This window comes from Psychrobacillus mangrovi (assembly GCF_037104765.1).
Lineage (GTDB): Bacteria > Bacillota > Bacilli > Bacillales_A > Planococcaceae > Psychrobacillus > Psychrobacillus mangrovi.
Map to the genome: position 1 here is coordinate 48,785 of NZ_JBAWSY010000018.1, position 22,744 is coordinate 71,528.

The window sequence follows — 22,744 nt, forward strand, 5'->3', positions numbered from 1 at the left end:
CCTTTGTTGCCGGCGTGCTTTTGACAGACTTGGGCTACTTTATTAACGTGTGAATTTTGAGGGGAGGGTCGTGACTAGCGTCACGACCCTCCCCTCTTTTTTCGATAATATTGTGGCGTTGGTCTGTCCGCCGCCCTTCTGCAACTTTTGGAGACTGGTTAATAGCTTTTCGGATAATTAGATAATAGATGCTGTCCTATTTATCTTGTAAGCTACCGAAAATGCAATTTCGGTCGCTATCTATCCGCTCTATTATAAGAATCCTACTATTTTTTCGAAATTCCGCTAATAACAATACAACCGCTAATAATACCTTGGATTGGCGGACCATTAAGCAGCCATTTAAATTCTTGTGAAAGATAACTGAACCCGTTACTTTTATAGTTTCATCGTTAGACGGATCATATCCACACATGCAATTCCATTTTCAATAATTTCCGCTTCGTAATGAAGAAGGAAAAAATCTTTATCTACTCCTGTTATTCGAAATCCACATTTTTGATAGAGAGCCAGCTGTCCAATACTGGAGTTCCCTGTTCCAATTTCCATGATTTTGTATCCTTGTTGCTTTGCTTTCTCTATTGCATCTAGGATGAGTGCCTTCCCAATGCCTTTCCCCTGTTGCTGCTCCGCTACTGCTACATTAACAAGCTCTACCGTTTCAGGTCTGGTCGGAAGCAATACATATACTCCTATTGTTCTCCCATTTTGTTCTGCTATAAAGCATTCTCCACGTCCCACATACTGCTTAACCAGTTTTTCGGATGGATCGGCAAGTAATAGTAAGTCTAATGGATATGCTTCTGTTATTCGTTTTGTGTTCATTTATTCTTCACCGGTTTCAAGTTTTAATAGCGTTTCTTTCATTTCTAATCCACCTCTGTAACCAGATAAAGCCCCGTTCTTCCCAATAACTCGGTGACACGGAATAGTGATAAGGACAGGATTTGCACCAATTGCTGTACCGACTGCGCGAATAGCTGTAGGGTTATTGATCAACTCGGCAATTTCCGAATAAGACTTCTTTTCTCCATATGGTATATTTCTTAACGCGTCCCAAATAGCTAGTTGAAATGCGGTTCCTTTTACGTCCATTTGAATTGTAAACTCATGTCGAAGTCCATCTAAATACTCTTTTATTTCATTTGTATACGGAGTTAAAGCTTCGTGATTCTCTACCAATTCATGTTTCGGAAAGCGTTTCTTCACCCATACTTCCATCTCTTCATATGACTTGCCTGGTGAACCAACATAGCATAACCCTATTTCTGTTGCAACAATATAAAATTGCCATTCGTTATGAACGAAATGCATCCAATATAATTTATTCATCTGAGTAATTCCCCTTTTTTCTAAATTGAATGGGTGTGTATCCCGTGACTCTCTTAAATAGAGTTATGAAATATGGAATATTGGACATTCCAATCTCTTTTCCTATTTCAACTAGTGACTTTTTTGTATTCGTTAGCAATTCTTTTGCTTTTGCAATTCTAACTTGTTGCATATATTCTACGGGAGAAATGCCCACTATTTTCTTAAATGTTCTTTGTAAATGAAAGGGACTTCCATGACCTATGTCTGCCAAAAGATCCAATGTGACCCGTTCATGAAAGTGAAGGTCTATATATCCTTTAATATGATCAATCCATTCTTCGTCTGGCAAGCGCAATCCATTTGGTTTGCAACGCTTACACGGTCGAAACCCATCCTTTATTGCTTCTTTTGCTTCTGTATAAATACTTACATTTTCTTTTTTAGGAGGTCGAGATTTGCAAGATGGTCTACAAAATATGCCTGTCGATTTTACGGCGTACAAAAAAACATCGTCATACGCTGAATTATTTTGAATTATTGCCTCCCATTGCTCATCAATCATGAAATCACCTCCACTTTTAGTATACTTTTTTTTACATAAAAAAGCAGATTTTCATGTTGTAATAGCAAGATAACGAAATTTTTTCCGTATATAATATAGTGAGAGAGGGGCTAGTCATATGTATTGGAATGAACAAGATGAGCAAATCATTATACATACACCACCAAATTTTTCTTTTAAACAAAACCTTCACTATTTATCTAGGTCTACGAATGAATGCTTGTTCCATATTAGTGAGGATATGGTTAGAAAAGCCATTACTGTAGGTGAATGTATAACTCTAATAGAAATTAAAGAACGAGATGAACATTCACTAGTTGTAGATTTTTTAGGAGACACTAGACCCATAAGTAGTAAAGACCGTGAAAAAGTTGCGGCTTATATTTTCGAATGGTTTGATTTGAAAACAGACATGAGTCGCTTTATTGAGCTCTCTAGTAATGACCCTATTCTTCAACAGGCAATTACAGAATTTAATGGTTTGCGTATTATGGGTATTCCAGATTTATTTGAAGCAATGGTTTGGGGTATATTAGGCCAGCAAATCAACTTAACCTATGCCTATACTTTAAAAAGACGATTAGTTGAACAGTATGGTCGAGCACTTGAGTTTGAAGGTAAACAGTATTGGGTGTTCCCCTCACCTGGGGAGATCGCTAACCTCTCGATAGAAGATTTAGCTAGCTTAAAAATGACAGTGAAAAAGTGTGAATACTTATTAGATGTAGCGAATCTAATAAATTTGGGATTACTTACAAAAGAAATGCTTTTGGAAACAAATGATATTAAAAAAGCAGAAAAAAAGCTTACCAGCATACGTGGTATTGGTCCATGGACCGCTAACTATGTATTAATGCGCTGCCTCCGATTCCCTTCCGCATTCCCTATTGACGATGTGGGGTTACATAATGCACTGAAGTATATAACAGGTTCTCAGCAGAAGCCTTCAAAGGATGAAATTTTACTACTTTCTAAAGCCTGGAAGGGCTGGGAGGCATATGCAACCTTCTATTTATGGAGATTTTTATACTAGAATCAAAAAAACCATCCTCCTCATTTCGAGGAAGATGGGTTATCGTGAATAAGTAATTCCAATATGTCTTCAGACACATATGTTTTATTGGCTTTAACTATTGGCTTTTCTATGAATTTTCGTAGGCTTCTATTGTAGCTATATACCTCTTCTCCGCGTTTAATGGTAAAAGAACTGTTACCTAATTTTAAAAAAACGCTATTTCGCTTTGGATGGTTAATTACTTTATAACCTAGCTGCTCCGCTACTTTTCGAAGAGGAATCATTTTCGTACCATTTTGCATAAAATGATCTTTTTCTATTATTTTTTGAACTTCCTTCATTTCAGGAGAAAGATAGTTGATAGCTACTATTTTACTCGGTGCGGTTTGAGCTGGAATACTTTTTGTTGCTATCGTATAAAATACCACTAGCTCTTTTCCTCTTAGATCCTTTTGCGTAATTTTTTCTCCTTTTTCATTTACTAAAACCGTTTCTTTGTCTATCTTAAGTTTCAATTCCTTATCAACACTTAAGAATTGTTCATCAAACTTGCCAACTTTTATTGAGCTTGAATTTTTAGTGTCATGAACGATTACTAACTCAGGATAAATTTGTGCTGGATATATCATAATCATTGGCTTATTTTTGTCATAATACGCGTCAATGCGTTGACCTTTTTGGAAGGCATCTTTTTTCACTTCTTTTGTTGTCCCGCTATTAAATGAAAGAGTATCATTCGTTACTTTAAGAATGGTAACAATAGGTTCTTCGTCTTCGCATTCAACGGTAAGGGTCACTAAATCCTCTGTTTTTTCTATATCTTTAATTATTCCAGATGATTTTATAAAGTTTGTAGTATCCTGGGTAACTTTTTCCGTGTCTGCATTCGCAACCGGGTAATTAAAAAGTAAAGTGATTAATAGTATTGCTCCAGCAAATATACTTAGATTTTTCATCAAATCGCTCCTTTTAGCACCATATTATAGAATTTGACGTAACATTTACAAAAACGTTACAAAAAAATGAAACATTATCCAAATGTTGTACGTATACATGAATGGATACAAAAAATAAGAGAATGGAGTCTGTATATGACACTATCTATCAATCAAGTAACGAAAAGATATCAAGACTTTGTGGCCGTTGATAATCTCTCTTTCGAAATTGAAAAAGGTGAAATTTTTGGATTAATCGGCCAAAATGGTGCAGGTAAAACAACTACTTTTCGTATGATTTTAGACCTTCAAGAAACAACAGAAGGTACAATCACTTGGGAAGGAAAAAATATTAATTCGATTGATCGAAATGTTTTAGGATATTTACCTGAAGAACGTGGTATATTCCCAACTATGAAAGTAGAAGATCAGCTTTATTTCTTCGGAGAATTGAGAGGAAAACATCGAAAAGACCTACATAAAGAGGTAGATTATTGGATTAACCGTTTTGAACTAGAAGATAAAAGAAAAGCAAAGGCAGAAACCTTGTCCAAAGGGAATCAACAGAAGGTGCAACTGATTGCAAGCTTTATCCATCAACCAGAGTTTCTTATTTTGGATGAACCATTTAGCGGTCTAGACCCAGTTAATAAGGATTTATTGAAAGGTGCAATTTTGGAATTAAAGGACAAAGGGACAACGATTTTGTTCTCCAGCCATCAGATGGAAAATGTGGAGGAACTTTGTGATCATCTTTGTCTATTGAAGCGTGGTGTCTCTCTGTTTGCTGGTAGTTTATTAGATTTGAAAAAACAATATGGAAAGACAAAGTTGATGATTCGGTCAGATATTCCAAAAGAAGTACTTGCAAATTTAAATGGCGTAAAAGATATTCAGGTTGGAAAAGAACAGTATACACTTACTTTAGAAGACGAATCGTATGCTCAATCTATTTTTGACTTTGTTTCAAATGGAAAGTATATAGAGAAGTTCAGTTTAGATTATTTATCCTTAGATGAAATTTTCAAAGATAAGGTTGGTGGAACACATGTCTAAGTTTTGGCTTCTCGTCAAGCAGTTATATTCACAAAAAATCAAAGCAAAGTCATTTATCATCTCAATTATTATATATGTCGGCGTTATTAGTGTGTTCATGTTTTGGTCTGATATTAAGGAAGCATTTTTCCAAGATGAACCGTTGCAAGTTGCTTTATTGAATGAAACTGAGGCGGATATCGAGGCCTTATTCCAATCAAGTAACGATATTGAATTTACTTTCCCTACCGATGAGATAGCAGAAGTAGAAAAACAAGTAGTGGACGGTGATTTTGATACTGCTATTGTTATAAAAGATCAAGATCAATCATTAGCTGCGGAAATTGCAACTTACGAGCCTCTCACATTTAACGACCAACAGAGCATATCGGCTCAACTACAGTACGCAGGAAAGCTTTATGAGGTACAACAGCTTAACTTAACAGCGGAGCAAGCGGAAAAAATACTTCAATCGGAAACGGTTATTTCGATGAAAAGTTTAGATGAATCTGCAACAGGAAAAAGTGAAGATGAAAAAGCAGCTGGTATTGGTGCTTCCATGCTTGTTGGATTTTTAATTTATTCCTTTGTAATAGGCTTTTTATCGATGATTACAACAGATGTGGCATCTGAAAAAGGGTCACGTGTATTAGAGGTTTTACTTGCAAGTGTTAAGCCTTCCACTCACTTTCTGGCGAAGCTAACGGGTACATTTTTATTGGCACTTACACAGATCAGTGCACTCTTACTTGTTCAAGGGCTATTGTTTTTAGTCATTGATGGGGGTTCAAAATGGGATACCATTGTAGAGATTGTGAATGAATTATCGTATTCATTTATCGGTTATGCCGTATTGTTTTTATTGCTGACGATGTTACTCTATTTAATCATTGGAGCTTTACTTGGTTCACTTGTATCGAAAGTCGAAGAATCCAGCCAGGCGATGATGCCGGCAATGATGCTTGGAGTTATTGGATTTTATGTACTGTTATCAGGATTGTATAGCCCTGATACATTGATTATTAAGATATTTTCTTATATCCCTTTTACTGCAGGGATGGTTATGCCACTTCGAATAGGAGCTACAGATATTTCATCATTCGAGCCAATGCTCTCTATGCTTATATTAATAATTACAGTTATTTTAATGTTCTTACTCAGCCTGTCCTTCTACAAACGAAGTGTATTAACGTATAGCTCAGGCGGGATCATTCAAAAAATCAAAACCGTACTGAAAGTGACAACTTAATATTTTTTACATTAACAATCGTAAGAGTTTTTACTTTTACGATTGTTTTTTTGGTTCAATTGACCAATTTCTGCATAAAATAATTCATGAAAGAAGGGATGCGAATAGATGTGCGGAATAACTGGTTGGATTCATTTTCATAAGGATTTACGAAACGAATTGTCTATTGTCGAGAAAATGACGGAAACGTTAAGAAGACGTGGGCCAGATGACAATAATACTTGGGTCGGTGCCCATACGTTATTCGGTCATCGAAGATTAACAGTTGTCGACCCTGTTGGTGGGAAACAACCAATGGTTAAGAAGTATAAGCTAAACCAATATACACTTACTTATAATGGGGAATTGTACAATACAGAAGACATTCGGAAGGAACTATTGAAACGTGGCCATACTTTTTCCGGCCATTCAGATACGGAGGTTTTGTTGACTTCTTATATAGAATGGAAAGAAAAATGTGTAGATTATTTTAATGGGATTTTTGCTTTTGCTATTTGGGATGAAACAGAACAAAAAGCCTTCATCGCAAGAGATCGGCTTGGAGTAAAACCATTCTTTTACACAGAAAGAAATGGAGGATTACTATTTGCCTCCGAATTAAAAGCCCTTCTTGCTCATCCAGATGTTCCTACTAACATAACAAGAGAAGGTTTGGCCGAAATAGTTGGTTTAGGACCATCTCGTACTCCTGGATTTGGTGTATTTGATGGCATCAACGAGTTGCGTCCTGCTCATGCCCTTACCTTTTCTAAAAATGGTCTACGTATTTGGCGTTATTGGAATGTAGAAAGCAAGGAACATACAGACTCTTTAAATGAAACAATAGAAAATGTACGTTACCTCGTAATAGACGCTGTAGAGCGCCAGCTCGTTTCAGATGTACCCCTTTGTACATTTCTTTCAGGTGGAATCGACTCTAGTCTTATCAGTGCAATAGCTGCTAATGCATATAGACGTGATGGCAAGCCCCCTCTCCATACCTACTCTATTGATTATGAAAATAATCAACAACACTTCCAAGGAAATGCTTTTCAGCCAAGTGATGACCGTCCTTGGATCCAAAAAGTTTCAAGTAGTCTAGGCACACTTCACCACTACTCCATAATTAGTCAAAATCAACTAGTAGAATCTTTAACCGAAGCCGTACATGTTCGGGACCTTCCAGGAATGGCAGATATCGATTCTTCGTTACTTTGGTTCTGTAAAGAAATAAAACAAGACTTTACGGTTGGACTATCAGGGGAATGTGCAGATGAAATATTTGGTGGTTATCCTTGGTTTCATCAAGTAGCTAATTCCGAAAACGGCTTCCCTTGGATACGTTCGAAATATGAACGGAATTCACTACTTAATGATAGTTGGCATAAAAAACTTGCGATTGATGATTACGTGGGAAATGCTTATAAAATGACGCTCGCGGAAACTCCGCTATTAGATGGAGAATCAGAAATCGATGCTAAACGACGTCAACTATTCTATCTAAATATGACGTGGTTTATGACGACTTTATTGGATAGAAAAGACCGGATGAGTATGGGTGCTAGCTTGGAAGTACGGGTTCCTTTTGCGGATCATCGATTAGTGGAATATGCTTGGAACATTCCATGGGATTATAAAATGGTTGGCAATCAAGAAAAAGGTATCCTAAGGTCAGCATTTCAAGGTATCCTTCCTACAGAGGTTCTTTACCGTAAGAAGAGCCCTTATCCCAAAACACATAATCCCGTTTATTCGGAAAAAGTACAAAGCTTGTTAAAGGAACAATTACTAGATAAAAACTCCATTCTGCATGAACTTTTCCATGCACATCGACTTTATGATTTAATAAATTCAAATGGCGAAGCCTTTAAAGTACCTTGGTTCGGCCAATTAATGTCTGGCCCTCAGCTATTAGCTTATTTGGCACAACTGCATATTTGGTTTAGGGATTATAACGTAGAACTTGTGGAATAAAAGAATAAAAACAAAACGGCTTTCAATTAGCACCGTTTTGTTTTTTTTTTTGGTGTTTTTACTTCTAAGAGCAATTAAAAACACGACCACTATTATTAATATAAGAAAAAGAAATGGCCACAATTTTACAATCCAGTAAGTAGGCTCTTTGCGTACAAACTCAGCTTTTACCCATTGTTTTTCTTCTATTTCAACTGCAATTGCTGTATCGGAGGGTATTCCCTTTATCTCATAATATTTTGTGCCTATTGGATAGGAGTTTGATGCATTTCCATAGTGTTTCCCTGTTATATCATTAGCTTTAGTTTCCACTTCTCCTAAAACCCTGCCTATATTACTCACACCTATTTCTTCCTCTATAACTTCGTAAACATTTCCTTTCCAAACAACAAAAGAATAAGCCCATTCTAAAGCATAAACCGTTGGAGTAATCGCGAATAGATATAATGTAAATAATATTGCAACTTTTTCCATAAATATCGTCACCCCATATTATTTCAAATTCTGTATGATTATCCTTCTTCTGATTACCTTCTTCCTTCATGTCTATTGATACGTTCTAAAATGTAATTCGGTTTCATTACAAGCTATAGAAAAAGGAGCAACCCTTTAACAGGGCAGCTCCTTGCTTTTATTAACATGAAATTTTACGAATATAGGAATCTACAAATGGAACAAGATAGTCAATGACAGCTTCATTTGGATTTAGTTTTGCATGGTGCAATCCAAAAGGAGAGTCTACCCCTGCCCAGAATAGCATACCTGGAATTTCTTGAAGGAAATATCCGAAATCTTCTCCTGTCATTGCTGCATCACATAAGATATCGGTGGTATTCTTATCTTGCTCAGCAAATGCTAAAAACTCATTTGTTATAGTTGCCTCATTTTTTACTTGATAATAAGAAGAACCATAATCAATATGAATATGACAATCAAATGCAATCTCAGTTGCTTGGCAAAACGACTCGATTTTTTCTTTTATCGTCGACATTGTTTGGGCATCCATTGTTCGAATAGTACCCTCTAAACGTGCTTGACCTGAAATAATATTTTGAACAGTTCCGGAGGACATTTTCCCTATTGTTACAACCGCTGGATCCATCGGATTTATAGATCTGCTAACAATGGTTTGTAATTGTAGTAATAGCGTAGCTGCAGCTACAGACATATCTCTTGCTTGATGTGGAAATGCAGCATGGCCTTCCTTTCCTACTAAGTCAATAAATAATTCGGATGTGTTAGCAAACAACAATCCCGGTCGAGTTGCAACAGTTCCTACTGGATACTCAGGTGCAATATGAAAGGCGAATATTTGATTAGGCACAAGCTCTGGATGGTCTATTTTCAGCCATTCTCTCATTGGTAATGCTCCGCCAGGGCCTTCTTCTGCAGGTTGAAAAAGAATAACGACATGATCATTAATAGGATTATCCACAAGAGCCCTTAACAGTCCAAGTGCTACTGTCATATGCACATCATGTCCACATGCATGCATCCTATCTGCATGCTCGGACTTGTATGGAAGATCCGTAGCTTCTGTAATGGGTAAACCATCAATATCAGTACGCCAACCTATAGTCTTTGTTGCATTTATGCCTTCTACTTTAACTACTATTCCTGTTTTCCATGTAACGATTGTTAATCTTTCTTGGGGAAGTGAATAAATCTGTTCCAATAAATAAGCATTCGTTTTCACTTCTTGAAAGCCAAGTTCAGGAATACGGTGCAAATCCCGTCGAATTTCAAGTAAAGACTTCATAGGCCACCTTCTTATAACTGACGTAGTTCTTGCATGATTTCCGTTTTAGATCTTGTTTGATCATCAATTTCTTTAATGACTTTAGCAGGTGTACCAGCAACTACTGTATATGGAAGAACATCCTTCGTCACAACTGCTCCAGCAGCAACTACTGCACCTTTTCCAATTCTACATCCTTCTAACACAACTGCATTTGCACCAATTAGCACATCATCTTCCACAATTACCGGAGTAGCACTAGGTGGTTCAATTACTCCTGCAAGCACTGCTCCTGCACCGATATGACAATTAGCACCTACCGTCGCACGTCCACCAAGAATCGCTCCCATATCAATCATCGTACCTTCACCAATAACAGCGCCAATATTAATAACGGCACCTAACATAATAATAGCGTTATCGCCAATGCTCACTTGGTCACGAATAATCGCACCTGGCTCAATACGTGCATTAATTCCTTTTAGATCTAAAAGTGGAATCGCAGAATTTCTACTTTCATTTTCTACCACTACATCTTCAATTTGATCTTTGTATTCATTTAAAAGTGGCTCAATTTCAGACCATTCTCCAAATAATACAAGAGTATTACCTTCTCCAAATACTTTTGTATTTTCACCAAAGGAAATTTGATCAATACCCTTCCCTTTTATGTATACCTTAACCTGTGTTGATTTTTTTGCATGTTGAATATAAGAAATAATTTCGTACGCATCTAGTTGCTTCATCCTCTTTGTAACCTCCTAAAAAATATGTGATAATTGTACAGGAATTTTTATAAAAAATCACGAATTTAAATACATTTTTTATAATTTAATTGAAAATAATGTCTTTTATCAATTATTACGAATAGATTACTGGTGCCTGGCACCAGTAATCTATTCGTAACATGGTTTTAGTGAATTATCCAAATATATTGAAATATGATAAAATAATAGAAAACGGGCTGTGGTGCGGATGAAGAAGATAATTTTTGAGGCTTCAAATTTAAAGAAAGAAATAGAAGGACATGTAATCTTACAAAATGTTTCCTTTAAGTTGGAAGAAAATATATCCATTGCTATCCGTGGGCAAAACGGCTCCGGCAAAAGTACTTTATTAAAACTTCTTGCAGGAATCTATGAGCCCACTGGTGGAACGCTTGTAAGAAATGTAACTAGAATCGGGTATGTGCCTGAGCATTTTCCTGAAAACCTTCGATTTAAGCTAAAGGAATATTTAATATTAATAGCATCCTTTCATGGTATTTCTCAGACGGAATTTGAAAAAGAACTCTTAAAGTATATGGATTTGTTTGAAATTGAGCCCTTTATGGATACACCACTTAAAAAGTGCTCAAAGGGAACGAAACAAAAAGTCGGTATCCTTCAAGCACTTTTAACCAAACCTGACATCCTACTTTTAGATGAACCATTAACAGGTTTGGATGCTACCTCTCAACAAAATCTAATTACCCTTCTAGAAAAGCTTAAAAAGCAAATGACCATTATTTTTACCACTCATGAGGATCTGTTGGTAGATACCTTAGCTAATCAAACTTTATATGTACAAGATGGAAATATTTTAGTTCATAAACAAACTGCTAATGTAAAAAGAAAGATAAAAGTAAAATTTCCTAACAAAGCAATTTTTAATGAACTTGATTTAATCGATATTAACTTTGAAGGAGATTCAGCTTTGCTTACGGTCGGTGTAGAGGAAAGTGATTTCATATTAATGGAGCTTTTAAATAAAAATTGTTCTGTACTTGAGGTCAAGGAAAGGATGTAATTGTGCTTGGATTTATTAGATACCAATTCATAAGTTATATACGCTCATTCAAAATAATCCCTCCGGCTGCATCTTTTTTAATATGGGTTTTTGTTTTATATAGTTATAGTGGTGTGGAAATATTAAGTAGTTATGCAGTAACAAGCATTGCTATCTATACAATCATGACCTGGGTATCGATGAGTATTTTTTCTATTGAAGAAGAAACAGAGAAAAATATCTTATTTGTTCACCTTAGCAAAAAGAACTATTTATGGGGGAAATGGCTAATATGTATACTAATCGCTATTATGTTAATGTTGTTTGCAATATTTTATCCCCTACTAATGAATAGCTTTAAAGAAACAATGCAACCAATACATTTTGCACTCTCTGTTTTGATACATTTTTTATTGGCCATATTCGGTATCATTGTTGGATCACTGTCCTCCATTTCATCATTTGTACCAAAGAAATACACATGGCTTTTTGCAGTCTTCGTCATTGTTTTAACACTTTCTTATGAAGGGATAGTAGAGAAACTGCCCTTGTTAAAGTGGCTGTTTATCGTGTTTCCTCCAGTTGTTAATCTGATTTATTTCTTTGAACCAGACAGTTTAGAGCAGTTTGGAGTAGAATTTTGGATGATATCCGCTTTTGCCATTATGTATACTATCATTGGTTTTACCGTTTTAACTAAATTATTTTTAAAAGAGGAAAGTTAATATTATAGGACGAATATGATATAATGAAGATATCTAATTTTGAAGGGACGATGGGTGGCCGATGAAGTTTTAATCTTATTTCTCAGTAGAAGTTTTTACTGCGATACATCTTCGCAGTAACAAAATAAACTTTACGAAATCGGAAATAGGATTAGTCTGCCCATTTTTCAAAATTAATGTGAATGATTCTCTACAGTAAGCTAACGCTTTGTAGTGGTTTTTTGCGTATTCATTTAATGGTCAGTATGTAATCCTTCCGTTTAATATCGGAGGGATTTTTTTATTCCTCCAAAGGGAGAGGATTTAATGACATTACAAGGCAAGTTAGACGATATAGGAATTATTTTTGGCGATAAAATCATTTTACAAAATGCGAAAGCAGATATTATCTCTGGTGCTGTGATTGGTATTGTAGGTGGAAATGGTGAAGGTAAGTCTTCTCTCCTCTCTTTACTTTCAAAAGAGGCGGTCCCTACGAAAGGCAAAATCGAGTGGTTTGGAGCCCCACCAACTATCAGTTACTTTAAACAGGAAGATGATCAATTTAATAAAACCGATTATGCTGATGATGAATGGGAGTACTTCAGTAAATGGTCTGTTCCTCAAGGGCGTAATTTTACTCATTTAAGTGGTGGAGAAAAGATGAAGAGAAGATTAGCGCGCGTATTTGCTGAGAAGTCTCAACTTCTTTTATTAGATGAACCTACTAACCACTTAGATCATGATAGCTTGTCTTTCTTGAAGAAGCAGATAAATGCTTACCAAGGGACAATTATTTTAGTATCCCACGACCGCTACTTTTTAGACGAGGTAGCTGATTGTATTTGGGAAGTAGAAAATCAAAAGTTGACTGTCTATGCAGGTAACTACTCTTCTTATCGACAAAAGAAGGAAGAAAACAGATTAACCCAACAAAGGCTTTATGATGCTCAGGAATCAAAAATCCAGCGGGTAGAGAAACAAATATCTGAGCTAAAAAACTGGTCTTCCAAAGCACATGCAGAATCAACAAAACATGAATTTAATAAAGAGTATTACCGTGTTAAAGCAAAGAAAATGGATGTACAAATTCGTTCCAAAAAGAAGCGACTTGAGCTGGAACTTTCCAAAAACACGATAGATAAACCGGAAGAAGAAAAAGAAGTGGTCTTCTCTATTGAAGGAAACAAGAAAAAAGGGAAACGTGTTCTAGAAGCCAAAAATTTAGCAAAGAGCTTCGATGATAATCTTTTATTTCAAAATGCTTCCTTTACTATACAATCTCAAGAGCGAATTGGTATTCTTGGTGCTAACGGAACTGGAAAATCGACATTTTTCCGTATGTTACTGGGAGAAGAAACGAGCCAGGGAGAACTGTGGAAATCGGAAGCGATGAATATAGGCTATTTACGTCAAACCGTATTTGATCTTCCAGATGAAAAAACACCTTTCGAGTTTTTTGGTCCTACTGATTATGAGATTAGAGGTAAAATCCAAACACTCATGATGAACCTCGGATTTTCAAAAGATCACTGGTCTCGCCCTATTTCAACTATGAGTATGGGCGAGCGTGTAAAATTAAAACTCATGGAGTTCATACTAGACCAAAAGGACGTTTTACTATTAGATGAGCCAACTAACCATTTAGATCTTCCATCTAGAGAGCAATTGGAAAAAACACTTTCCACGTATCCAGGTACCATTTTATTAGTCACACATGATCGTTACTTTTTAGATAAACTTTCAAACAAACTGCTCATTTTCGAAAATAAAATGATTAAAAAAATTGATATGAGCTACAACGAATGGATAAATAAAAACAATGAATCCAATCGTGAAAAAGAATTGTTGAAACTCGAAACAGAACGGCAAGCAGTATTAGGAACACTAAGTTATATACAAAAAAGTGACCCAAAATATATCGAGCTAGATCAAAATTTTTTAGAACTCACAAAGCGAATTAACGAATTAAAAAGAAATTAAATGTAGGAGGCTATCCCTTAACGGATAGCACCTTTGTGTTGAAACTTCTCATGTTTTGTCAATTTCCCGGGAAATATGTAAGTATTAATTAATTTACATTCATATCAATCCATCATATAATAAAATAAATCCCATAAGAAAAGTAGGTTTTTTAATGAAAACAATCCCAAAACCTCTAGTCATGGTAAATCAATGGACAATTGTCGTGTCTGTTATTATAGCTCTAATCACGCAGTCAGCGTGGATTCTATTTATACCACTTATCGCAAATCTTTCTAGCCTATTAACCGGTTTTCATCCGATATTAGTTGTAGTAAAACGTTTTTTATCGAAGCCTGCAAATCAATATATTCAAGAGGATTATGCTCAACTAAGATTTAACCAATGGTTAGCAGTTGGCTTCTTATTCGTTGCAAGTATAAGTTTTCTATTAAACTGGACAGTATTATTTAATATTGCCACAGTCATGGTTGGTCTCGCTGCTTTAATAGCAATCCTCGGATTTTGTATTGGGTGTTTCGTTCGTTTCCAATATCAACAATGGCAATATCGCAGAAAAAATTCTGCAGCAAACTAATAACTTAGCCTTTCCTGAATGGAGAGGCTTTTTTACTTGCCTATCTTCATTGCCGTTTCACTAATAATATAGCTAAGCCTTAAACGACTAAACCATTTTTCTGACTCACTAATAGTCCGATTCAAGCCATTAATTTCTTCCTCATACTCCAAACCTTCAACTGCTCGGTAATCGACTTGTCGTTTGGCGATCCTCTGTACAATCATCGCCCATTCCGCATCTGTCATCTTTTCTTTAGAATACCTATTAATATATTCAGCACTTTCTCGCGAAAATCCACATGATCCTGCAGTTATATCTACTTTAATTCCAAGCTCAAGTGAAACTATATGATTTGTGATTTTTTCTGTTTCTATCCATTCAATAGGATGCGTATTCATCGCCCGCCCTGTCCTGCCCAGTATTAGATATTCATAATTTGACATGTCTCCAACCAATACTTTTAATTCATTTAAATGATTTTTCCCCCACGTCAAAACTCTATCGAAGTCACAATAATGAAAGTATCGACCCTTCCCTGTCAATGCAAAATTCAATGCTTCCCTTCTAGCATTTGCAGCGCCTTTCTTAGGAATAACTTTATAGTTAAAACTGCTATTTTCAATCTCTTTTATTAATTCCTTTGAAGATTCTTCGCTTATGGTGATAAAAAGTTTATCATATATTTCTTCCAAGCTTTGTTGCATTTCTTTAAAGAGTTCTATGCCCTTTCCTTCTGGGTCATGCGTTACGGTTACTAATGTTGTATTCGGATGTTCTTTCCCCAAATTTATTTTCTCCTTTTGCTAATTAAATAAATACCTAGGATAGTAATAAATAAAATGAATAGCACCAACCCTATCAAAGTTGTAGAACTAGATTCCACCTCTAAAATGTCATTTTTATTACCAGCATATTCTACGTCTCTGTTTGCTTTTATATAGCTCCCATCATTTTTTACGGCAATAGCTTCATCTGTACTTACCCCTACAATGGAATAATACTTAGTTCCTTTCTGATAGACATTTGAAAAGTTCCCAGAATAAGTTCCCTCCATATCCGAATACTTCGTCACATGCCCAATTTCTTTTTCAACCTCATCTACCACTTCATCCGTTAGGACATACACATAACCATCCCATACGACAAAAGGGTATGCCCAAGATGCTAATGATTTAATTGGAAACACGCACAGAATAAAAATAATTGCTAATGAAAAATACTTCTTGTTCATCTAATGACCCTCCTTAAAAGATTAGACGGTTTATACAATTTTCAGTTACGTTTTCAGCAATAAATTCTTATTCCAACTTAAGAGCTGATTATTCCAACTAAAGGCTACATTTTTCCAACTAAACATACTTTTATTCCAACTAAAGCATCCATTATTCCAACTAAACTAAAAAAAGGCCGCCTCAACGTAGAAAAACTACGTATGAGACAACCTTTCAAACTATATTATTCCCCTAAGTCTACGTTATGGTAAACTTGTTGCACATCTTCTAGATCTTCCAATGCATCAATCATTTTTTCAAATTGAGCTTGTGCATCTGCATCCAAAGAAATGTCGTTTTGAGCAAGCATTGTTAATTCCGCTACTGTAAATTCTGTTACGCCGGCTTCACGCAATGCTTCTTGTACAGCATGGAATTGATCTGGATCTGCATAAACTATTACAGAATCCTCTTCTTCAATAATGTCACGGGCATCTACATCCGCTTCCATCAATAACTCTAGTACTTCTTCAGCTGTTTTTCCTTCTAGACCAATTACAGCAGTTGCATCGAACATATAAGCAACCGAACCACTCACACCCATGTTACCACCGTTTTTACCGAATGCAGCACGTACATCAGAAGCAGTTCGGTTTACGTTATTTGTTAGGGCGTCAACGATTACCATTGAACCGCTTGGACCAAAGCCTTCATAACGAAGCTCGTCATAGCTCTCTTCAGATCCACCTTTTGCTTTTTCAATCGCTTTATCAATAATATGCTTAGGCACACTGTATGTTTTTGCACGTTCTAAAACTACTTTTAATGCTTGGTTAGAAGTAGGATCTGGTTCACCTTGTCTTGCAGCTACATATATTTCACGTCCAAATTTAGCATAAATACGACTAGTATTAGCATCTTTGGAAGCTTTCTTTTCTTTAATATTGTTCCACTTACGACCCATAAAGTCCCACTCTCTTTCGCTTCATTAAATTTATACTGTAACATTATACATGAAATTCGCACTAAGTAGCAAAATAAATACATTAACTTCCATTAATATTAATGATTCGGATACAAATTTTGTAAGAATTTAATAGATTGACTAATCATCTCTTTTAAGACTTCTACCTCAATATCGTCTACTTTATTAATGTAAACACAGGATTTTCCTGTAGTATACTTTCCAAACCGCTTTAATGTTTCTTCACGGTCTGTGTCACCCGTAGCAAAATACAAGCTTATTTTCGCTTTTCTCGGAGAGAAACCGACAAGTGGAGCATCCCCTTCGTGTCCAGATGCATACTTATAATGGTATGACCCGAAGCCAATAATACTTGGTCCCCACATCTTCGCTTTAAAGCCCGACGTTTCTTCGAAAATCTCTAAAAGCTTATAAGCATCTTCTCTTTTCTTCGGACTATCTACCTTTTCAATAAATTCCACAACGTCATGTTCTGTTTCTTTTGTCTTGGGCTCATACTTAGACATTTCCTATATCTCCTTTAGAAACTATATTATGAATCGCTCTATTAACTTTCTAACAAAATGAGATAATTTCCTTTATTTTAAAGAAACATCTTTTTAAGTGTACCCCTAGAATATCATGTAAAAAGAAAAAAGAGCCTATTCACCTATTGGAATAAAGACTCTTTCTCACTTATTCGGTTAACTTAACTAAGAACCCACCATTGAATCTAGTGGGTTCATATGAAATGATAAATGCCTTGGGAGATAAAGACATAATATAGTTTTTTAGCTTTTGCTCGTTTTTACGTTTTGCTAAGACTTTCATACAAAGTCGTTTTCCATCTTTTCCATCCGCAACCCAGGATGTCACGCCATATCCTTTTGTACGAATTTGAGCTGGCAATTCGATTTCTAAGGAATCAACAATCACTTCAAAAACGATATAACCAAGTGCTAATCGATTTTCAATAATACTACCTAAATAAACCCCGAGTCCCCATCCAATACAATACGCTAATATATTTAAAGGTTTATCTAAATTATCTAATACCATTGTCAAACCCATTAAATAAACAAACACTTCTGCCATGGATAAAAATGATGCTACACCTCTGTAGCCCTTAATTACTAAAATTAATCGTAAGGTTGTTAGTGTCATGTATGTTACATTAATAATAACAATTAGCAATATTATTGAATCCACATCTATTCCAGCTTTCTTTTTAAATAATCTCTAAACGAAATCTCGGTCAACTTCAACGGTTTTCAATTTATCATACACCATTTTTTCGCCTTCAAAAGCTTTCAGATGATTCGTAATATAAAACTTTGTTTCATCCGATTTCATGGTACTCGTTGACTCTAGTCGAGTTTGCCATTTTTCTCTTCCAACCGTTAATACCCAGTCACATTGAACATACGCTGATAGAGGATCTCCTTCGACTATTTTATAAACATTACGATTTTCGCTTCCATATTCTATCCCGTTATACGGTAGGCTTCTACATCCTTCATCTGAAAAGTCTTCTAGTATCCATTCTTTTGAAATAGTATTATGTTTAATCTCTCTCGTTCTTCCTGCTTCTCTTAAAATCTCTCGTTCCATCACTTCTGCAGTTTCTGGCTGCTCAAAGGGTCTAATGTATTGACCCTTTGCTGGCTTTGTATAAACTGGTAACAATAGTTTTGAATCCTCATCCTTTATTACATGAATTACTGCTTCCTCCGCTGAAGGCCAAGCATGTGGCCAATTAGTTGGAGAAATAGACACTTGAATTTTGTGTCCCTTTGGGATCTTATATCCAATTGCATCGAGCTCAATCGATACTATAAACTCTTCATTTAACGGCACGTCTTCCGGAAATTCGTTACTATTTCGATGGGTTAAGTTTAATTGACCCCACGTGATTAGTTTTGACGTTCCTTCAGGGGATAGGTCACTCAATCGTACAGCGATATTTGCTTGTTTTTTATCGCATGTTAGTTTTAACTGAACTTTTGGAAAGCCTAATATAGCTACCTCTTCTGTTATTTCCTCACTTGTAAAAGTATTCGACAAACCATTTTCAATACCTTGGTCTGAAGCCATGTCCCCTTCTTGACCAAATGGACAAAAGACTCCCGCATAAAGTCCATGCTGTTGATGTGTTTTCAAACGTTCCAATCCACTTTTCGGTTCAAAGGCTAAATCTTGATTACCAAAATAGAAGGTTTTATCTTCCACATTGTCCGTTTTCCAGCCATTCTCTACTATCCACTCACCAGGTCTAGTATAGTAGTCGGTTTTGGGAGGAACCGCGTCCTGCAAATATACTCGGAAAGCAGGCTCGTCCATAATTCCTGTTTCTTCCTCTTTTAGCCATTGATCCCACCATCGTAAACATTCTTGTAAAAAACCAATTTGGGGCCCTGGAACCGCCATCTCAGGATATTCATGTGCCCATGGTCCAATCAAACCTTTCTTCGGGCCTTTTAAGTTCTCCATTAAACGAAAGACAGCATTTGTATAGCCATCTGCCCAGCCTCCTACAGCATAGACTGGTATTTTAATATCTTCATAGTTTTCACACACTGAGCCATGCTTCCAAAACTCATCTCTACGTTGATGACGCATCCATTCTTCCACAAACGGTGGAGTTTTTTCTAATCGTTCCAACCAATTTTCTCTCCAACTTTCCCCTACATGATTCGGATCAGCAGGTCGTGCGTTATATACGAGCATAGTTGAAGCCCACCAAAGCATATCTGAAGCGAGTAAAGCTCCTCCTTTATAATGTACATCATCCGCATAACGATCATCTGTTGAACATAATGTAATAATTGTCTTCAAGGCAGGGTGCTGTCTTGCCGCTACTTGCAAACCATTGAAACCGCCCCACGACTTTCCAATCATACCTACTGAGCCAGTTGACCATTCTTGTTTTTCAATCCAATTTAAAATTTCTACAGCATCATCTTGCTCTTGTTTTAAATATTCATCATATAAAATTCCTTCTGAATCGCCTGATCCTCTTATATCAACTCGTATACATGCATAACCATGCCCTGCAAAATAAGGATGACGAATCGAATCACGTAAAGCAGTAAACTCATTTTTTCTATAAGGAATATATTCTAGTATTACTGGTACAGGAGAATCATAAGCTTTTTTTGGTATCCAAAGCTTAGCAGATAAGCGAGTACCATCTGACATAGGAATCCATATATGATCAGTCACTTCTACTTCAAACGGAAATTCTCTTTTGATCGTTCTTATGCTTTCACGAACATTGAAAACCATTTACTCTTCCTCCTTTAAAGGTTTTATTACACCATTAGGATAATCTTTCTTGAGCCATCGGATTAAAGAAGTTGCAAGTAATAAATAGATGATTATTACTGGAACAGATACAATAACTGAAGAAGTTTGAATAACCTTTAATCCACCAATCAGTAGAAGAGCTACAGCAATTGACGCTAAAATTGCACCCCAAAGCATACGGTGCCAACGTGCCGGTTCTTGTGTTCCTTCCAACTTTTTCGTCGCAATAGCAGATAATATATATGTTGCCGAATCGAGAGAAGTTGCTAAAAAGATAAAACCGAGAACAATAAAGAAAGGTAATACTATCTCACTTAATGGCAATGTTTTTAAGATTGCGACAACTGCAGCTGGACCTCCTTCGTTATTCAATACATCCACAACATTCAATTTATCTGTCAATTGAAGGTTAATTGTGTAGCCACCAAATACTCCGAAATATATCCAGCTACCAAGTGATCCCCAAAGTAAAATATGTGTAATAAGCTCTCTAATCGTACGTCCTCTTGAGATTCGAGCTACGAAAAGTCCCATAAATGGAGCCGTTGCAGCAAACCATGCCCAGTAGAAAACTGTCCAAGCTTGTGGGAACCCACTTTTGTTAATAGGATCTGTATAAAAACTCATCATTGCAAAGTTTTGAAGCATAATTCCAAAGCTATTTGTAAAGTTGGAAAGGATAAATAGGGTTGGTCCTGCAATTAATACAAATAACGCAAGACCAAGTGCCATGTATACATTCCAATCACTAAGTTTACGAATTCCTTTATATAACCCCATATATGCGCTCGCACAGAAAATCACTGTCCAAATCACAATAATAACAATACTTAATGTCATGGATTGTTGTACTCCGAAAACTTCACCGATTACTGTAGAAACCATTGGTACTCCTAGACCAAGTGAAGTTCCAAGACCTCCAACAAGACTCCAAATAACTAAAATGTCAATTGCTTGACCGAGAAAGCCGTCTGCATGTTTTCCTAATATTCCCCTACACGCAGTACTAATTTTTAAAGAATGATTCTTTTTTACGAAGAACGAATAAGCTATCGTTACAGTGGGCATTGCATATAGACACCATGCTGATATCCCCCAATGAAACATTCCATATGCAACAGACCAGTTTGCCGCTTCGTTGCTTAGTGGCTCTATACCAAATGGTGGCCCCATATAATAGTAAATAGGCTCCATCATCGACCAAAACATAATACTTGTACCCATACCTGCACAGAAAAGCATTGCTCCCCAACTAAAAGTAGAGAACTCAGGTGCTTCTTCCCCTAGTTTCACATTTCCATATTTACTAAAAACAAGCCACATTAGCATAATGAATAAACCAAAAGTTAGAAATTGAAATGCCCAATCCAGTTGATGGGTAATACCTGTTAAAATACTATTCATAAGTGGTTCAGCTGAATCTTTAAATACAATTAAAGTTACTATCGCTATCGCGATTACAATCAATGAAGACCAAAAAACTAATGAATCAATTTTAACTTTTTCCATTTCCTTTTCCATTTTATTTCCCCTTTTACCCTTTGTTTTAATCACGATTAATATATAATCATGATTATATTTTATTACTTTGACATTGTATCATGGTATAATAAAGGCATCAATATATTTTCTGAAAATTTTTTCAAGTTAAAAAAAGGGTGATATTTTAATTGGATAAAAAAGAAATAAAGCGCAGAAGAATGTGGACGTATTTTATCGATGCAACGGAGGAACTAATTAAAACTGAAGGGTTTCAACAAGTAACGATACGTAACGTCGCAGAAAAAGCCGGTTATAATAGCGCAACTATTTATAACTATTTCAGAGAGTTCTCCCATCTTCTTTTTTTCGCGTCCTTTAAGTTTTTGAAGCCATATTTATTAAAGGTAGCAAAAGAGATGAAAAAAGAAGAAGATCCTATTCAGAAGTACATTGTGGCTTGGGAATGCTATAGTGAATACTCTTTTAATAATCCAGATATTTTCAATGCGGCTTTTTTTATGGACCTAGGGGATCACCCTGAAAATCTACTCGACCGTTATTATGAGCTCTATCCTTCTGATTTGTTAGAAATACCTGAAGAACTACATCCATTATTATTTGATAGAAATATCTCTTCCCGTGGACGTTTTGCTTTAAGCGGAATAGTTGCTGCAGGTGTCCTTAGTGAAGAGAAAGCTGAAGAATTAAATGAGCTATCTAACTTGGTTTGGCTAGGTATGTTCTCAAACTTACTAAATAATCGCGCTTACTATTCTCCTCAAGAAGCACATGAACGTACAATGAAATATGTTAAAGAAATAATTAATATGATGGTAGAGAAATCGAGTAGAGGGAGAATAAGTTAACTTATTTTCGCCCCTCTCACAACACCGTACGTACGGTTCTCGTATACGGCGTTTCAATTTATATTACAGTGTGTACTTCTAAGTAACGTTCTAAAGCAGAG

23 protein-coding genes are annotated in these 22,744 nt (G+C 36.0%); 9 read left to right on the forward strand and 14 right to left on the reverse strand.

Annotation, left to right across the window (positions count from 1 at the left end):
• Positions 1-378 precede the first annotated feature (378 nt).
• Genes WAX74_RS17160 through WAX74_RS17170 form a run of 3 tightly spaced genes read right to left on the reverse strand, consistent with a single transcriptional unit; the run spans position 379 to position 1,876 of the window.
• Positions 379-825 (reverse strand): GNAT family N-acetyltransferase, encoded by a 447-nt coding sequence (locus tag WAX74_RS17160; RefSeq protein ID WP_336498887.1) that lies wholly within the window; start codon positions 823-825, stop codon positions 379-381.
• On the reverse strand, positions 826-1,332 hold the full coding sequence (locus WAX74_RS17165; RefSeq protein WP_336498888.1) for a methylated-DNA--[protein]-cysteine S-methyltransferase: 507 nt from the start codon (positions 1,330-1,332) through the stop codon (positions 826-828).
• A complete protein-coding gene (locus tag WAX74_RS17170; RefSeq protein ID WP_336498889.1) occupies positions 1,325-1,876 on the reverse strand; it encodes a bifunctional transcriptional activator/DNA repair enzyme AdaA in 552 nt (183 codons plus the stop codon). Before WAX74_RS17170 ends, WAX74_RS17165 begins: the two co-directional genes overlap by 8 nt.
• 118 nt (positions 1,877-1,994) lie before the next feature.
• On the opposite strand from WAX74_RS17170, the gene WAX74_RS17175 reads away from it, so the two are divergent.
• Positions 1,995-2,909: a DNA-3-methyladenine glycosylase family protein gene (locus WAX74_RS17175; RefSeq protein WP_336498890.1), complete on the forward strand. Its 915-nt coding sequence runs from the start codon at positions 1,995-1,997 to the stop codon at positions 2,907-2,909.
• 20 nt (positions 2,910-2,929) lie between these two features.
• On the opposite strand, the gene WAX74_RS17180 is transcribed toward WAX74_RS17175, so the two are convergent.
• The gene (locus WAX74_RS17180) at positions 2,930-3,847 is read right to left on the reverse strand and encodes a stalk domain-containing protein (protein WP_336498891.1); all 918 of its coding nucleotides are present in this window, start codon (positions 3,845-3,847) and stop codon (positions 2,930-2,932) included.
• Between the two features lie 135 nt (positions 3,848-3,982).
• On the opposite strand from WAX74_RS17180, the gene WAX74_RS17185 reads away from it, so the two are divergent.
• From WAX74_RS17185 to asnB, 3 genes are all read left to right on the forward strand, one after another.
• Entirely contained in the window at positions 3,983-4,882 is a 900-nt protein-coding gene (locus WAX74_RS17185; protein ID WP_336498912.1) for an ABC transporter ATP-binding protein, read from the forward strand.
• Positions 4,875-6,110 (forward strand): ABC transporter permease, encoded by a 1,236-nt coding sequence (locus WAX74_RS17190; protein WP_336498892.1) that lies wholly within the window; start codon positions 4,875-4,877, stop codon positions 6,108-6,110. Before WAX74_RS17185 ends, WAX74_RS17190 begins: the two co-directional genes overlap by 8 nt.
• 108 nt (positions 6,111-6,218) lie before the next feature.
• Positions 6,219-8,063 (forward strand): asparagine synthase (glutamine-hydrolyzing), encoded by a 1,845-nt coding sequence (gene asnB, locus WAX74_RS17195; protein WP_336498893.1) that lies wholly within the window; start codon positions 6,219-6,221, stop codon positions 8,061-8,063.
• Here asnB and WAX74_RS17200 read toward each other — a convergent pair.
• The 3 genes from WAX74_RS17200 to dapD form a co-directional block, all read right to left on the reverse strand.
• Positions 8,001-8,537 (reverse strand): hypothetical protein, encoded by a 537-nt coding sequence (locus WAX74_RS17200; RefSeq protein ID WP_336498894.1) that lies wholly within the window; start codon positions 8,535-8,537, stop codon positions 8,001-8,003. The genes asnB and WAX74_RS17200 overlap by 63 nt on opposite strands.
• Positions 8,538-8,697: 160 nt before the next feature.
• Positions 8,698-9,822, reverse strand: a complete 1,125-nt coding sequence (locus tag WAX74_RS17205; protein ID WP_336498895.1) for an N-acetyldiaminopimelate deacetylase — start codon at positions 9,820-9,822, stop codon at positions 8,698-8,700.
• 11 nt (positions 9,823-9,833) lie between these two features.
• The gene (gene dapD, locus WAX74_RS17210) at positions 9,834-10,547 is read right to left on the reverse strand and encodes a 2,3,4,5-tetrahydropyridine-2,6-dicarboxylate N-acetyltransferase (RefSeq protein ID WP_336498896.1); all 714 of its coding nucleotides are present in this window, start codon (positions 10,545-10,547) and stop codon (positions 9,834-9,836) included.
• 229 nt (positions 10,548-10,776) lie between these two features.
• On the opposite strand from dapD, the gene WAX74_RS17215 reads away from it, so the two are divergent.
• The 4 genes from WAX74_RS17215 to WAX74_RS17230 all read left to right on the forward strand — a co-directional run bounded on the left by WAX74_RS17215 (position 10,777) and on the right by WAX74_RS17230 (position 14,832).
• Positions 10,777-11,589, forward strand: coding sequence for an ABC transporter ATP-binding protein (locus tag WAX74_RS17215; protein ID WP_336498897.1), 813 nt, complete (start codon positions 10,777-10,779; stop codon positions 11,587-11,589).
• A 2-nt stretch (positions 11,590-11,591) separates the two neighbouring features.
• Positions 11,592-12,293 (forward strand): hypothetical protein, encoded by a 702-nt coding sequence (locus WAX74_RS17220; RefSeq protein WP_336498898.1) that lies wholly within the window; start codon positions 11,592-11,594, stop codon positions 12,291-12,293.
• Between the two features lie 306 nt (positions 12,294-12,599).
• Positions 12,600-14,255, forward strand: a complete 1,656-nt coding sequence (gene abc-f, locus WAX74_RS17225) for a ribosomal protection-like ABC-F family protein (RefSeq protein ID WP_336498899.1) — start codon at positions 12,600-12,602, stop codon at positions 14,253-14,255.
• A gap of 154 nt (positions 14,256-14,409) precedes the next feature.
• On the forward strand, positions 14,410-14,832 hold the full coding sequence (locus tag WAX74_RS17230) for a DUF4395 domain-containing protein (RefSeq protein ID WP_336498900.1): 423 nt from the start codon (positions 14,410-14,412) through the stop codon (positions 14,830-14,832).
• Positions 14,833-14,864: 32 nt separating this feature from the next.
• On the opposite strand, the gene WAX74_RS17235 is transcribed toward WAX74_RS17230, so the two are convergent.
• The 7 genes from WAX74_RS17235 to WAX74_RS17265 all read right to left on the reverse strand — a co-directional run bounded on the left by WAX74_RS17235 (position 14,865) and on the right by WAX74_RS17265 (position 21,816).
• Positions 14,865-15,599: a hypothetical protein gene (locus tag WAX74_RS17235; RefSeq protein ID WP_336498901.1), complete on the reverse strand. Its 735-nt coding sequence runs from the start codon at positions 15,597-15,599 to the stop codon at positions 14,865-14,867.
• A 2-nt stretch (positions 15,600-15,601) separates the two neighbouring features.
• Positions 15,602-16,045, reverse strand: coding sequence for a hypothetical protein (locus WAX74_RS17240; protein WP_336498902.1), 444 nt, complete (start codon positions 16,043-16,045; stop codon positions 15,602-15,604).
• Between the two features lie 224 nt (positions 16,046-16,269).
• Positions 16,270-16,989: a YebC/PmpR family DNA-binding transcriptional regulator gene (locus tag WAX74_RS17245; RefSeq protein WP_336498903.1), complete on the reverse strand. Its 720-nt coding sequence runs from the start codon at positions 16,987-16,989 to the stop codon at positions 16,270-16,272.
• A 98-nt stretch (positions 16,990-17,087) separates the two neighbouring features.
• Positions 17,088-17,516, reverse strand: coding sequence for a DUF1801 domain-containing protein (locus tag WAX74_RS17250; protein WP_336498904.1), 429 nt, complete (start codon positions 17,514-17,516; stop codon positions 17,088-17,090).
• 169 nt (positions 17,517-17,685) lie between these two features.
• Positions 17,686-18,204: a DUF2179 domain-containing protein gene (locus tag WAX74_RS17255; protein WP_336498913.1), complete on the reverse strand. Its 519-nt coding sequence runs from the start codon at positions 18,202-18,204 to the stop codon at positions 17,686-17,688.
• 24 nt (positions 18,205-18,228) lie between these two features.
• On the reverse strand, positions 18,229-20,274 hold the full coding sequence (locus WAX74_RS17260; protein ID WP_336498905.1) for a CocE/NonD family hydrolase: 2,046 nt from the start codon (positions 20,272-20,274) through the stop codon (positions 18,229-18,231).
• Positions 20,275-21,816, reverse strand: coding sequence for a BCCT family transporter (locus WAX74_RS17265; RefSeq protein WP_336498906.1), 1,542 nt, complete (start codon positions 21,814-21,816; stop codon positions 20,275-20,277). It lies immediately after the preceding gene.
• A 149-nt stretch (positions 21,817-21,965) separates the two neighbouring features.
• Here WAX74_RS17265 and WAX74_RS17270 point away from each other — a divergent pair, with 149 nt between their 5' ends.
• Positions 21,966-22,643 carry a TetR/AcrR family transcriptional regulator gene (locus WAX74_RS17270; RefSeq protein ID WP_336498907.1) on the forward strand — a complete coding sequence of 226 codons (678 nt, stop codon included), beginning with the start codon at positions 21,966-21,968 and terminating at the stop codon, positions 22,641-22,643.
• Positions 22,644-22,744: the final 101 nt, after the last annotated feature.